General features: G+C 68.0%; 5 protein-coding genes. All 5 read right to left on the minus strand.

Annotated elements, in window-relative coordinates; genetic code table 11:
- Positions 1–30: 30 nt before the first annotated feature.
- Positions 31–2,172, minus strand: coding sequence for an ATP-dependent helicase (locus tag B7C62_29540; GenBank protein ID ARF75948.1), 2,142 nt, complete (start codon positions 2,170–2,172; stop codon positions 31–33).
- Between the two features lie 68 nt (positions 2,173–2,240).
- On the minus strand, positions 2,241–3,593 hold the full coding sequence (locus B7C62_29545; protein ARF75949.1) for an ATP-binding protein: 1,353 nt from the start codon (positions 3,591–3,593) through the stop codon (positions 2,241–2,243).
- A gap of 70 nt (positions 3,594–3,663) precedes the next feature.
- Complete coding sequence (locus B7C62_29550; GenBank protein ARF75950.1) at positions 3,664–6,585, minus strand: phage resistance protein; 2,922 nt, start codon at positions 6,583–6,585, stop codon at positions 3,664–3,666.
- Entirely contained in the window at positions 6,585–10,487 is a 3,903-nt protein-coding gene (locus B7C62_29555) for a phage resistance protein (protein ARF75951.1), read from the minus strand. The genes B7C62_29550 and B7C62_29555 overlap by 1 nt, the downstream gene beginning before the upstream one ends.
- 26 nt (positions 10,488–10,513) lie before the next feature.
- Positions 10,514–14,287 carry an SAM-dependent methyltransferase gene (locus tag B7C62_29560; GenBank protein ID ARF75952.1) on the minus strand — a complete coding sequence of 1,258 codons (3,774 nt, stop codon included), beginning with the start codon at positions 14,285–14,287 and terminating at the stop codon, positions 10,514–10,516.
- Positions 14,288–14,296: the final 9 nt, after the last annotated feature.

Below are 14,296 nucleotides of genomic sequence, written 5' to 3' on the forward strand. Positions count from 1 at the left end.
TCGCGTCGCGGGTGTCCACTGGCCCAACCTTCAGGCAGGCCACTCGACGCGTACGGGCTCCTTGGCCGTCCTGAGCGCGCCGTCGAAGTCGGCAAGCCGCTCGGCGAGGGTGGCCGTGGCGATGCGAGGCGGCAGGGCCACCGAGAACTTCAGGCCGCGGACAGCCCGTGGGTCGACCGTCGGCAGGGTGAGGGAATCAGGGAGTTCGGCGCGGGCGGCTTTCCAGTCTGCGAGGGAGAGGTCCTGGCGGAGCCGGATGTGGGTGTCGGTGGGGCGCTGCACCGGGTCGGCTAGGTTACCCAGGGACGACGCGAGGGTGGCGTTGGCGCGGTAGCCGGCCCAGGTCCACCAGCGGCCGGCATCTGCGTCGCGGACCAGCAGGGTGCCCGCCGGGTGCACTTCGTGGGGTGCGCGGTCCATACGGAGTTCGGCGAGTGCGGCTGTGGCGCGACGGGTGAGTTTGACGTCGGGGTCGGTGCCGAGCAGGACCTCGCGCATCGCGCGTGTCAGCGAGTACGACAGGCCGCGGGCCTCGCTGCCCTGCCACTTGGCGACGCCCCCGTCCTCGACGGGCTCGACGAAGGCGCGGCGCCGGGCCCAGTCGATGAAGGTGACCTGCCAGCTGCGGCCGGCCAGGAGCAGACGGCGCGGGCCCGGGCGCTCTTCCGTGAGGACGGATGGGTCCGTGGTGCCGATTTCGGTGCGCCCGGCGAGCACGGTGAACTCCGGGGGCGCGGTGAACGACGCCGTGAGTTCCATGAAGTGCCGTCGGCCGAAGTGCTTTTCCGCTTCGGGGCCGATGAACAGCATGCCGCCGTCGCTGTCGAGGAAGCCCTCGGAGACCAGATGCGACAGGAGAGGGGAGGCGGAGCGGTCGAAGGGAGCGAGGCCGTTCCACTGCTCGGGCCACAGTCGGTCGCCGATGCGGTGTTCCTGCAGGGTGACGGCGAGGATCTGTTGTGCGACGAGGTGGCGGGGCGAGGGCGGCGGAGTGACGGGTTCCACCCAGCCGCGGGCCCATAGGGAGAGCATGCCGGCTGCTTGGAGCAGCATGTCGGGGCGGGTGGCGAGGAAGAGGCAGTTACGGGAGGTGCCGGCGCGGCGCCCGGTGCGGCCGATGCGCTGCAGGAAGGACGCCACGCTGCTGGGGGAGTCGATCTGGATGACACGGTCGAGGTCACCGACGTCGATGCCGAGCTCCAGTGTGGAAGTGGAGACGATGACGCAGTCACGCGCCTCCGCGAACGCCTGCTCGGAGCGGGCGCGTTCGTCGGTGGAGAGCGAGGCGTGCGAGAGGAACACGGTGACGTCGCGGGCGCGGAGTGCGGCGCCGAGCTCCTCCACCTGTTTCCGGGAGTCGCAGAAGACGAGCCGCTTCTCGCCCTGGTGCAGGGCGGAGATCACCTTTGCGGCGTTGGCGAGGGAACCGACGTAGTCGAGCTCCACCTCCCCTGCGGGGCGCGGGAGTTCGGAGGCGCTTGCGGGCAGGATGACGCCGGGTGCGACGACTCGGCCGGGCCGTTCGGACGGGCAGGCGCCCTGGAGCCAGGTGAGAAGCGTGTCGGGATTGCCGACTGTCGCCGAGAGGCCGATGCGTTGGATGCGATGGCCGGTCAGCCGCTCCAGGCGTTCCAGTACGGCGAGCAGGTGCCAGCCGCGGTCGTCCCCTGCGAAGGCGTGCACCTCGTCGACGACGACAGCCCGTACCCCTCCCAACATGTGGGCGTGGTCGGTCTTGACGCTGATCAGCATCGCTTCGAGTGACTCAGGTGTGGTGAGGAGGAAGTCGGGGGAGTCGGTGCGGATGCGGCGGCGTACGGACTCGGGGGTGTCGCCATGCCAGAGGGCGGCTCGGCGTCCCAGCCACTGGGCATAGCTGTCGACCCGGTGCACCAGATTGTTGAGGAGCGCCTTGAGCGGGGCAAGGTACAGCACGGAGGTGCCAGTCCAACGGTTCTCCCGCATCGCGGAGAGCAGGGGGAACGTGGCGGCCTCGGTCTTCCCGCCCGCGGTCGGCGCAAGCAGGATGGCGTCCTCGCCGTCCATCAGGGGGCCTACGGCAGCCTTCTGAAGGGGCCGCAGATCGGGCCAGCCAAGCGTGTTGACGATGTGGTGCAGTACCACTGGGTCGAGGCGGTCCACCGGGTCGGTGCCGCTCGGCTGCTCCTGCACGTCGGTGACTCCTGTGCTGGTCGGCGTAGTTTCGTACTACGGATGCTGGAGCTGTGCCCGATCGATCCTCAGAGATCCAGGTCGAGATCGTCAGCCGAGGCAACCGGCGTGGGCGCGGCGAAGTTCCGCTCGGTCTCGGTCAGATCACCGGAGCCCACGGTCAACTTGTAGTGCGTACGCGGATCGAAGTCATCGAACTGATCGATCCGGTCCAGTACATCTCCGACCAGCTTCTTCAGGTACAACCGCGGTGCGATCCCGACCTTCCCACCCAGAGCCCCGCCCACCGCGCGCGCCAGGTCAGTGAGGTACGTGTCGTCTGCGAGCTGCTCGATCCGGTCGGGGGACTGGGAGCCCTCGGCGTACAAGTCACGGATGGTGGAGCCGAGCCCGACCAGCGATTCCTCGGTGAATCCCGGCAAGCGGATCTGGACAGCCCGAGGGTTGTCGAAGCGCGGGTCGGTGGTGAAGTCCGTGGCCAGGCGCTGGGCGAGCGGGGCGAGACGCTGAACGCCCTGCTGGCCGTCGTAGAAGGCGGGTGTGCCGGTGATGACCAGGTACAGGCCGGGGAAGCGGCCGGAGTGGACCTCGTCGATGAGCTGGCGCAGGGCGTTGAGTGCCTTGTCGCGGGCATCGGAGCGAACCCGTTGCAGTGTTTCCACCTCGTCCAGGACGAGGATGAGCCCCGCGTGTCCGGCATCCCGCAGCACGGTGAGCAGGCCCTGCAGGAATCCGAAGGCACCGAAGTGGTCGAGGTCACCTCGGACGCCTGCGCTGCGCCGGGCGGCTGCGGCGACGTGTGGCTGTCCGCCGAGCCACGACATCACCGCAGCCGCGGTGGCCTCGTCGCCGGCGTCCAAGGATTGTTTGTAGCCGCGCAGGGCGGTGGCGAAGGCGGGTGCGTGCCGGGACACCTCGGCCAGGCGTGCGGTGAGCAGCCGGTCGACCACCTGTGCCAGTTCTTTCTCGCTGGCGCCGTCGTCGAGGGCGTCCTCCTCCAGGGCATAGAACCAGGCGTCGGCGACCGGGCGCAGGGCGCTGGGTGGGAAGCTCGCGGTGGTCAGCCGTTCGGTGAGGCGCCGGTAGACGGTCTCGAGCTTGTGCAGGGGCGTCTCGGTCTCCGACACCTGAACCTCAGCCACGGCGAACGTGCGCCGCTTGGCGCGCTCGCCGAGCCACCGAGTGAAGAAGGTCTTGCCGGAGCCGTATTCACCCCGTACGGCCTTGAACACCGAGCCGCCGGCAGCGACCGTGTCGAGCTCCTCATCGATGGCCTGCTCGAATCGGCCGAGTCCTGTGGCAAGCAGATCGAGTCCGCTCTCGGGGACGGCGCCGCGCCGCAGTGCGTCCACCACGGCGCGTCGGCGTACGGCCCCGACGGGGGCGGCGGCACCGGAGGCTGAAGATCCAAACCCGTTCACCAGAACAGTCTCCCATCCGGCAGGACACGTCCCCGCTGGTTCGCAGGCCGGTCGAGGTGGTGACGCCGGCTCACAGGCCGAACTGCTCGATCAGCTGAGCCCGGTGAAGGCGCAGCGTCCGGTTGTCCGGGAGAATCTCCAGGATCTGGGCTCCGTCGTAGTTGAGAAGCTGGGCAAGCGTCGCAGCGAAGCCGGGGGCGCGGGTGGCAGGCTGGCCGGCCCGCTCGGCAAGGGCAGTCATCGACAGGGTGCCTGCCTCGACGAGCGCGGTCAGCGCCCTCGGGAGGATCGTCTTGTCGCGCGGCGGGCGGGCGAGCAGGCCCAGCTGCGCCTGGTACAGCTCGGTGGACATGAGCCGCTCCACCAGCGCCATGGCGGGGTCCGTTGCCGGGGCGGATGGGGTCGCTGTCTCCTTCGCTTGATCGGTAGTCGTCTGCTGCGAAGGTGCGGCAGGTGCCTGCGGCGCCGGGGGCTGAGGCACCATCTCTTCTTCACCGAAGAGACCGATGACGCCCTCGGGTACGGCCGGGGCGGACTTCTTGGACTGCCTGCGCTGCGGGCGTGCTGCGGCGGCGGCGTGGGTGGGAGCAGCCTCCGCCTCCAATTCGACTGCGGCCTCGGTGTCCTCCTCCCACCACACGGGAGCTGGGTCGCCCAGCTCGCGCCACCCCGCGGGTGGCTCGGCGCCGAACGGCAACAGGGCGAGCAGCGGGATGGAGAACTCGGCGAGTGTCGCGCCGCCGTGATAACCCGCCTTCAGCGCGGTGTACCGGGCGTCGTGGTCGCGCAGCGCGACGATCCGCGCTCCTGGTTCCGGCCAGACCACCCGGGGCCCGGACAGCTCGATCTCGTCCGCTGCCACAGGCCCGCCAGGGGTGCGATGACGTGCCGAACCGACGGTGCCGCCGACCGCATCGAGCTTGCGGCCGCGTCGTTCCACGACATGACCGTGGTCCGACGTGATGAGCACGGTCATGTCGTTCGCACGGGCGGCGCGCAGCAGCGGTTCCAGGCCGCCGATCTCCTTCGCGGTCCAGGCACCGTCGCCGAGCTTCTGCTCCTTGCCGAGTCGGTCGTCCACGGTGTTGAGGACGACCGCGACGTGGGTGCGCTCGTTGGACAGCGCCTCGCTGAGAGCGGTGGAGAAGGGCGAGCCGGTATCGGGGCCGCGCAGGTCGTCCTTGTGGAATACGGCAGCCGGGGCCCCGTTCCAGCAGGGATGGAGAGGGAAGAGCCGCTTCTCGTCGTTCTGGTCGCCCTTCATTAGGGTGCCCGCGAACAGCGAGGTGCGGGAGATGGTGGTCAGGGTGGGCAGCGCCGCAGCCACCGCGCGTCGGACCGGTTGGCCCGTCGCGTCGGTGAGGGGGTCGAACTCGGCCCACTGGCCCCGCAGTTCTTCGCCGAGATCGGCGGCGATCGCCGCGCTCATGCCGTCGACGAGGAGCAGCAGAACTCGTCGGCCTGGGCTCTGGACGACAGGCGTGACGATGCGGTTGAGGAAGCTCTCCACGGTGAGCATGGAGCGGGGATCGGTGCCATCCGAGGTCCACACCGCGAGCCGCTCGGAAAACGCCCGGCCCAGCTTCCTGCGGCGCTCGCGCACCTGATGGCCGATTCGGCTGTACGCATCGGAGAGTGCGGTGTTGGTGTCGCCGCCTGCTTCGAGGTGTTCCAAGGCCCGGTCTGCCCAGCCGAGTTCGCGGATCTGATAGGAGATTCCGTCGGCGACCGAGGCGATCGTGGCGGGCCGGGCCTTGAGCCACCGCTGCAGCCGGGCGGCCATGCGTACGCGCTCGATCCTGGCCTGCGCGGCGCCGTCCGAGGCGAGTGCGTGCTCGGTCAGTGCGGTGATCGCGGCTGTGACCTTCTCTGCGTCGCCGCCGGACACTGCGTGGCCCGCAGCTGTGAAACGCGCGTCGAGCCCTGCTTCGAGCAGCGGGCTGGCCGAAGCGGCGGCATGCGCTCCGAACTGCGTGACGAGCTGTGCGGCCCGCGTCAGAACGGGGTCGGCGAGCCGGTGCTCCCCCCGGTCGACCAGGCCCCGGACGTACGCCTCGCCGCTCTGTCCGAAGGAGGTCAGGAGCCTGTCGAGAGCGTCACCCTGGGCGGGCGGGGTCTCGCCGAGCCATCGCTCGGCGCGCCCGCGCGCCCGGTACAGGTCGTGGTCGGCTTCCGCATGGCCCCACAGCGCCGCGCACACCACCGCGTACGCGGCAGCGTCCGGCCCGTGTTCGGCGTCCACCAGGGCAGTAATGATCCGGCCGGTGGACCCGCCCTGCTCGGGTTCTGAGAGGAAGCGGGCCAGACCGGCCCTCTCCGGACCTCGCAGGGCGCGCAGCAGGTCCGGTCCGCCAGGGGTGAGGGTCCACTGGAACAGTGCGACGGGATCGATCCGGTCTCCGTCGTCGTGTGCGGCCGGCCGACCGAGTGGACCTGTGTCGTGGCGGCCGATCCGCAGGCGCCGCCGAGCCAGCCGGGTGAGGGCTTCGTCGCGGGAGAGCAGCCCCCGACCGAGCGAGGGCCAGCCACGGGTTGCTGCCGCGTCGAGGAGTGCCTCGGCTGCCCACTTCTCGCCGCGCAGCCGTGCGTCGAGGCCGCGGGCGTCGAACGCCTCCTGTACGACCTCCCAGTTGTCCACGGATCGGATCCTGCCGCCGTAGACGCGGGCCAGAAGGCCGGGATCGAGGTCGGTGTCCTCGCGGTCGGTGAGGACGACGAGGACCTTGGGATCAGCGGGTTCCGCCGCGTCGAGGTGGCCCAGGATCTGCTCATGCACGGCGAGCACTGACGGGGCCACGGCCACCCGCACCTGCAGCCCGCCCGCCGTCCGCTGCACCGCGGGCGCATCCCAGGACGGAGCTGCCCGCAGCAGCAGTACGCGGGGCGTGCCGTCGCCGAGCCGGCTGCGGGCAGCTGCGTACTGACGGACGGTTCCCGCGGACAACCGGGCGGGGCCGACGGCCGCAGGGGCTGTGGTGACCGTGTCGGACATCAGTCGACTACCTTCCAGACGACCTCGACGGTGGCGTTCGGGTTCTCGGCCGCGAGCGCCGCGATCTCCTCCTGCAGCTCGGCGGCTGCCCGGGCTGCGGTCGTACGCCCGCCGCCGGAACGGGCCACGGACCGCGAAGGAGCCCGAGCGCCCGCCCCTGGCCCTGGCTCAGGGAGTACCTGCGGGTGGGCTGAACCGGTGTTCAGGTCCACACTCTCGGAGCTGGGCGGAACTTCGGCGGGAGGCTGGGGCTGCTGTTCCGGGGTCTGCCGGGACCGCAGCAGAGACAGCACCTCCCGGCCGGCGGTGGTCAGCACTCCGGGCAGGTCGGGGTAGTCACCGGGATCGCCGGCAGCCGCGTTCCGCACCCGCTCCAGGACGGCGGCACCGTCCACCCCGAGGGTGTCGGCCAGGCTCAACTGGTCCCAGACAGTGTTCTGCAGAGCGCCGGCGACCTTCCCCGCGCTCATCAGCGACATGCCGAAACGGTGCGGGGTGAAGTCGCCGAGGCCGAAGCGGGCGAGCCGGTCCACCACGGACTTCGCATCGATCCCGGCCTCGGTCACCTCCTTGACCAACTCCTGCGCCCGTCGGGCGAGCACAAGCCGGGGCGAGGCGTCGCTGAGCCGAAGAAAATCGCGGTGTTTCTCCAGCTCCCCGACGAGCCGTCCGGCGTCCTGCGCGAGCGCTCCTGCGACCTGCCCGATCTGCCCGGCGAACTGGTTGACGATCCGCCCACGCCGCAACTGCGGCGCCCGCTTCCCGAGCATCGGCTCGAAGCGCTTGCGTGCCTCCTCCCAATCGCTCTCGCTGGGCAGCTGCTGCTCGCGCAGCGCGTAGTCCCGCTTCAACTCATGTGGTGCGGGAGCGGGTTCGATGGGCATCCCACCGCGCACCCACACCCGGTCGGTCATCTCCGCATACGCGGCGGCAACCAACCGCTGCAAAGGCTCCGGCAGTCCACGCCGCTCGGGCAGTTCACTCCAGTCGGACAGCTTGACGAGCGTCGGCTCGGCGACGCCGTCCCGGCGGGCCTGGGCGTTGAAGTGGTCGGGCCACGCGGGGGACTGCCGGTAGTACGCCTCCCGCATGGCGCCGAGCCCGAGTCCGCCCGCGATCCGCGCCATGACCTTGCGGTCCTTGGCCTCGACCTCGACCTGCCCGTCACGGTCCTCGGCAGCCTTGCGTACGTACTCGAAGACTGTCTTGATCTCGGCGGGCTTCACGGGCCTGCCTGTGCCCTCGGGGTCCAGATCGGGATGCGCGGGGTACTGGTGGGCGAGCAGCTTGCCGACCAGGTCGCGGGCGGCGGAATCCAGTGGCGCGCCGAGCGGCGGCCGCAGATCGGATACGTCCTGCTGGGCGACCAGGTGGTTGTCGAAGCTGAGGTCGACCACGCCCTCCTGCTTCTGCGCGAGCCCGTATGCCTGCCTCAGGGCCTGGTGGACGCGCTCGGTGAGGACGACGAGCTGGGACTGGAGCATGCCCTTGGCGCGCTCCTTGTCGTCCGCGTTGAGGCTTCGTGCGTATTCGGCGTCGAAGCGGGCTTCGTCCGCGAGGGCCTTGTCGATGACGACGAGACGCTCGAAATCGGCGCGCGAGGCGTCCGTGAGGTGGGTGGGAAGCCAGGCGAGAGTCCGGGAGCCACCGCCCGGCTTCTCCCGCAGGGAGCGCAGCCGCTGCAGGTCGTCCATGGGGCCGAACTCTCCCTCGTCGTAAGGGAAGTCGACGACGAGGCGCCAGGCGTCGTCCTGGCTGGGGCGCAGCGTGGTCTCGGGCAGGGAGTCAGAATCGGCGACGTTTCCGAAGACCACCTCGACCTGCCGCTCGGTCCCCTTCCACACCAGGCTGAGCACGTCGTACGCGTCGAATCCGCCAGGTCCGTCGCTGACGCCGAGCGCGTCCTTGAGCAGGGCGCGCATCTTGGCTCGGCGGTTGCCCTGGTTGTTGTGCACCTGCGCGTTGGCGAGGACGGCGTCCAGGTCGACGCCGGTGAGCTCAAGGCGCACCACCGCGCCCGGTCCGGTGCCGGTGACCTTTATCTCCGGGAAGTTCACCGCCCATTCCTTGACCTTGTGCTCAAGGCGGCCGACCTCGGTACCCGCGATACGGGTGGTGATGGAGCCGTGGTTGAGGGCGTGCAGCCGCGCGAGCGTGAGGTCGGTGAGAGCGGGCACACTCGGCGCCAACGCGGAAAGCAGCAGTGTCTGCAGCAGCCGATTGTCACCGGTGAAATCCCGGCAGCGGGCCGCGAGTTGGGGATCATCCTTGAGGTTCTTGGGACGGCGGCGGAACGCCTCGACCTGCTCCTCGGTGACCTGGTTGGCCTTCAGCAGGTACGGGCGCAGTTTGTCCCGGTACAACTTGTCGGCAGCCTCGAAGTGAACACTGGTCTCCCCGCTGAACGCCTTGTCACCACCCCCGGCGATTGCCGGATACAGATCACCCAGCGGAACGAGCTGCCCGAGCCGCCAGTCGTCACGGTGATCGACGAGCAGCTGGCTCATCAGCTTCAGACCGGTACGGGAACGCTGCAACGCGGCCGAGATGTGCACCAGTGTGTCCATGAACGCTGGCGGGAACGGATACGTCCGCCGGAACGCGGTCTCATCCGCCCCGGTGGTCGACTTGTCGTGGCCGAGGAGCGTGTCCCACACATCCGGGCCGAGCTTCTTCGCCTCGGCGAACGCGGCCTCCACCTTTGCCTCCGCCTCCGGAGAGGAGGGCTTGAGCAGGCGGGCCTGGGCGATCTGCGGCAGGTTCCGGTCCTCGAGCACCACCTTGTCGAAGCGGCCGCCACTGAACTTCAAGGTGTCCTGCACGGCGGCCTCTGCGGCACCCGACATCTCCTCGCCGACCAGCTCACGCAGATCGCGCTGGCGGGCGATGAACGACACCACCGGGATGGCGCGCCGCTCGTCCGCGCCCTCCACAAAGTTCGTGATCTTGTCAGCCTCGCGGGAGACGAACTTCTGGTCGTGGATCCGCGATGCCAGCCACAGGATCAGCTCGTCCATGAACAGGACGAGCCCGTCGTAGCCCAGCGCCTTGGCGTGCGCGGCGATGGTGCCGAGTCCCTTGTCCAGGGAGACGAACCCGTCGGCGTCCTCGGAGGCGTTCCGCGCGAACGAGGGGAACAGGGTCTGGGTGAGGTCCTGAACCAGACGCGCCCTCAGCTCCTGCGGCGTCGAGGGGCTGTCCAGGTCGAGGCTCTTGGTGTTGTCGTGCTCCTCCTGAGCGGCGACCGCCTGATCAAGCAGTTCGCTCGTCCAGGCGAAGGAGTCACCCCACTCGTCCTCCAGGCCGTCCCCGGCGTCGGCGAGCTGCTCGATCACCCGAGCATCGCCGTTCCGCCGACGCTGCTCGGCGAAGTCCTCGAAGAGCCCGTCGGTCAGATAGACCTGCGGCAACGGGCAGCCGGGATGCAGCTTGCGCACGTGCTCCACGTACTTGCCCAGCACGCGCTGCTCCAGGGACTTGGAGCCCAGCATGTGGTACGGCACCAGCAGAAACTTGCGATCGTCCGAGTCCAGCCAGGAGTGCCGGGTCCGCACGGGGTCGAGTTCAGGGCGGGCCCGAGCGGCCGGATTCCGCGACAGCAGCGCGTACAGCACCGCCATGAAGTGCGACTTACCGGAACCGAACGAACCGTGCAGATAGGCGGCCTTGGACGAGTGGCTGTCCAGCGCCGACTTGATCAGATCGAGGGCCTCGTCGAAGTTCCCGAGCAGCCGGTCGGTGACGACGTAGTCCTTGAGTGCGGCCTCGGCCCCCTCGGGGGTAACCGCCTCGTTCAGCTTCAAGACGAAGTCGGAGGTGGACACCGACTCCGGGATGTCGATCAACTCGCGCAGCAACGGCCGGTCTTCGGGGCGAGAGTTGTTCCTGCTCATGAACGCCATGGTGTGTCTGCTTCTCCTCGCCCTGCTCAGTCGGACTCGGTGCCGGCGGCGGCATCGGTCGTCGTGTCGATGATGGTGTCCGTGTCGGCCGGCTGGGCGGCGGCCTTCGCGCCCGCGCTCTTCTTCGGGGCGGCAGTCTTCTTCGCCGCGCCGCGTCCGCGAGTGGCGGCCGCCGGGCGCCAGGCGCGCAGCGCGTCGTCCGTCAGCCCGAGCTCACCCTGCTTCGACTGCCGGAAGGCAAGGATCTCGGCGGCCGGCGAGGCCCCGAACTCCGGGTCGTACTCGCCGTACCACTGCTCCAGCCACGGCTGCAGCTCCAGCAACCCGGCCAGATACGGAACGAGTTCGTGCTCACCGAGCCCAGCCTGCTGGATGTACGAGGCGAGCGCGAGTGCCTGCTCCAGGTGATCCCAGCCGGCCCACCCGTACAGCTCCGGCGACTGCGCGTTGACCGTGCCGTACGACACGAACCGTTCCTTGGGTACGTCGAGCTTGCCGCGTGCACGCCAGTAACTCGGCTTCAGGAAGTCCGCGGAGGTGTACTTCGGCGGTACGGGAGTCCGCTCGCGGATCTTTTGCTTGGCTGGCTCGTCGGGCGCCGTGTCCTCTTCGCGCTGGAGGTCCCAGACGTGCTCCCAGTCGGCGCGCTTCTTCAGCCCGGCGGGCTTGTAACGAAGGGCGGAGATGAAGGGCACGTGCTCCTCGGCGAGCAGCTCCCGCACGGTCTTCGCGAGGTCCTGCCGGGGTGCGTACAGCTCGGCTACGGAGGCGAAGTCCTCGTCGGCGGACAGGCTTTCGGTGAGGCGGGGGATGGTGGTGACGGTGGGGTTGCCGTTGACGTCAAACCAGTGGGCCCGGTCCTCGATCCGGTCGAGCAGCCAGGACTTCAGCGCCTTCTGCTTCATCGCATCCCAGCCCTCGGTGGCCCAGCGCCGCTTGTACTCGGGGCGCTCGATCATGCCGATGGCCCGGTTGGACTCGATGACGTCGATGCGCTTCTGGACCAGGGCGCGGTAGTCGGCGGGCCAGTGGGTGGGGATCTCGGTGATGGGGGTGGACCCGTGCCGCTTGAACCACTCGCCGCTGGCCTCGCCGGCGGCGACGCGGCGGGCGAGCACGATCTCGAAGGCGCGCTCGCCCAGGGCGAGTTCGGGGACGGCGGAAGCGTCGGGGAGGCGGAGGTCCTCGGAGTGCAGGTTGTAGAGGGAGTAGACCTGCCAGTCGAGTTCCTCTTGGAGGGCGATCATTCGGGCGCGGGTGGAGGTGTAGTGGGCTTTAGTTTTATGGAGGGCTGGGGCGGTGGGGATTGTTGAGGCCGCGAGGGCGGTGGGGGTTGTTGTAGAGAGGCGCTGGGCCAGGGTGTCCAGTTCGGTTGCGAGATCGGTGGGGAAACTAGCGGGAATGGGGAACTCGCTGATTTTATTTCCGTTGAATTGATAGAATTGCTCCCACTGTTCTGCGGCGATGCCGCCTCCAATTCCACCAGCACCCATGTTGTGGCTTACCATGGCGAGCCACATTCCCGCCGTGGAGCTATTGAGCAGCCCGAGGAGATTTACGTGATCCTCCTCGGTTGCATCCTTCTGTAGCTTGATTACCAGTGCAGACTGCTTGAAGACCTTTTCGCCTCGGTCTAGCACGAAATGATTTTGAGTCGCGACGAATGCGTAGGAAATTGACCAAGTGTGACTGTCGGGACTAGACGTTACCTGGTGCCATTCATACCAAGGTCGACCGTCGGAAAAGTAGGTTCCCTTTGAGAATGTTGCGCGGCTACCTAGTGTGGTGCGTCCGGGCCACATCCACTTATAGGCGGCGGACCTCTCTTTCAATGGGGAAAGCTTGAATTTTCCGTCCACCTCTTCATACGGGAAGAATGTGTAAGTTTCCTCTGTGTGTGACCAATCGCGCAACTCATCGCCTAGCACCACGGTGCAGCCGAGCTCCGGCTCGCAGCCTCGCCGAATCCAGCTTTTTCGGGTGGTGAGCATGATGCTGTCCGCATTTGTCTGGCCCGTGTAGCCGATTCGCTGAGCGATCGTATGGAGCCTTACTCCACTATTCTCAAGCGAAGTCGCGAGCTCCTGGCCGCCGGCGCTGAGAATCCAAGGGTGCTTCGCGAAATTCTCTTCACGCTCTAGATCGTCAACCGATACCCACTGGCTCGTGGAGCGAGGAGAGTCAATCTGCTCAACAATTGCCCGCCACACCAGTCCTTCCTCTGCCCGCTCCGGTGTCACTGGCTCGCCCTGGACGCTTCGCACAGTCCGGATCGTTGGCTGCCGACGTGAACCTTGCAGTGGTCGTCCTACGAGGATCACTGTGGGCGTCCCGTGTCCTGGGATGTGCGCACCTGATGTGTCGATGACCTCGACAAGTTCGGTCTTGTGCGCAAAGAAATCCTCGATGAGTTTTGCGCCGAATTCTCGCTTCATGAACGACCTGGCGGTGATTTGCCCTACCATGCCGTAGCCGTCGGCGTTGTTTCCGCTCCGCTTAGCAAGCTCAAAGAATCGCTGGGCGAAGGGAACGGAAAGTGCGTACGTGCCAGCGCACGCGTCGTACAGTTCCCGGTATAGCTGGTTAAGTCCCTTGTCCTTGACCGTGATATATGGAGGGTTCCCCACCACCACGTGATAACGCCCCTGCTGCAGAATCTCCGGGAACTCGTGCACATCTTCCGTGGCGTACGAGAACTCGGCCAGCGGATCACCAGCACCCTGTTCCTCGTGACCTAGGCCGAGCTGCAGTTCCAGCTGCCGGTCCTTGATGAGGGAGTCCCCGACCGCGACCTGGATCGGCCAGTCGCCTTTCTTTGCCTCTTCGAACGTCCGAATATTGCTCGCTGCCATTGCCGCGACCAAAAGGCGGAAACGGGCCACTGCGACCGCGAACGGATTGAGGTCCACCCCATGGACCGAACTCAACGCCGCCCGCACCCGCTCATACGGCTCCACCTCGGGCCGCTCCTCAGCCCACATCCGCGTAAGCCGCCGGAACGCGCCCAGTACGAAGTGTCCCGACCCACAAGTCGGGTCAATCATCTTCAGCTCTTCGAAGCCAAACTCCCGAATCGCGGGTGTCATCGTCCGGTCAAGGATGAACTCCTCCACGAACTCCGGCGTCTGGAGCAGCGCGTACGTCTTTCGGGCCGCCTCGCTCAAGTCCTGGTACAGGTCACCCAGGAACCGGGTGTCCCACCCCGTCGTGCCGTCCTCGCTCAGCGGATCGGTGAAGTCGTGCACGAGCACGGGGCTGCTGGCGCCACCGGACTCGACCTCCCCTGCGTCCGCGCCCTCGCCAGCCCGCTGCTCCCGCCAGAACGCGAGCAGCGCGCCTGCCCCATCATGCGACAGCGGAATCTGATACAGCGGATTGTGCTCCCGATCGAAGAGCAACCGCCCCGCCTGCCCAGCCCCCAACTCGGCGAACGCCGTCTCCAGCCACCCGCGATACGTCGGATCCGGATCCTTCTCCAAGTACTCCTCGTACCGTGCCTGCGCGATTTCCCGCCCCGCCACATCCGGCGCCGTGATGTACGGCTCGGCGATCAGCTTGTTGTCCTCGCTGAAGCGGACGAAGACCGTGCCGAGCACCCACGCCACGGCCACCTGCGTGATCCGCTCACCGAGCCAGGCGTTCCATGTCGCTGCCGTACGGCCCAGCTTCCGGGCCTGGTCGTACTCGCCGCGCAGCCGCGTCCCGACCTCGGGGACAGCCTTGACCTGCTGTTCGAGGTCGGTCTCTGCCGCCTTGACCTGCTTCTGCAGGTCGGCGAGGAGGCTCTTGCGGTCGATCACGTACGGCTC

The sequence above is a fragment of the Kitasatospora albolonga genome (assembly GCA_002082585.1).
Classification (GTDB): Bacteria; Actinomycetota; Actinomycetes; order Streptomycetales; family Streptomycetaceae; genus Streptomyces; species Streptomyces stephensoniae.

Bases quoted from the DNA above. Each gene is read 5' to 3' on its own strand.
- B7C62_29555 (ARF75951.1), bottom strand. From the start codon at position 10,487: ATGGCGTTCATGAGCAGGAACAACTCTCGCCCCGAAGACCGGCCGTTG.
- B7C62_29550 (ARF75950.1), bottom strand. From the start codon at position 6,585: ATGTCCGACACGGTCACCACAGCCCCTGCGGCCGTCGGCCCCGCCCGG.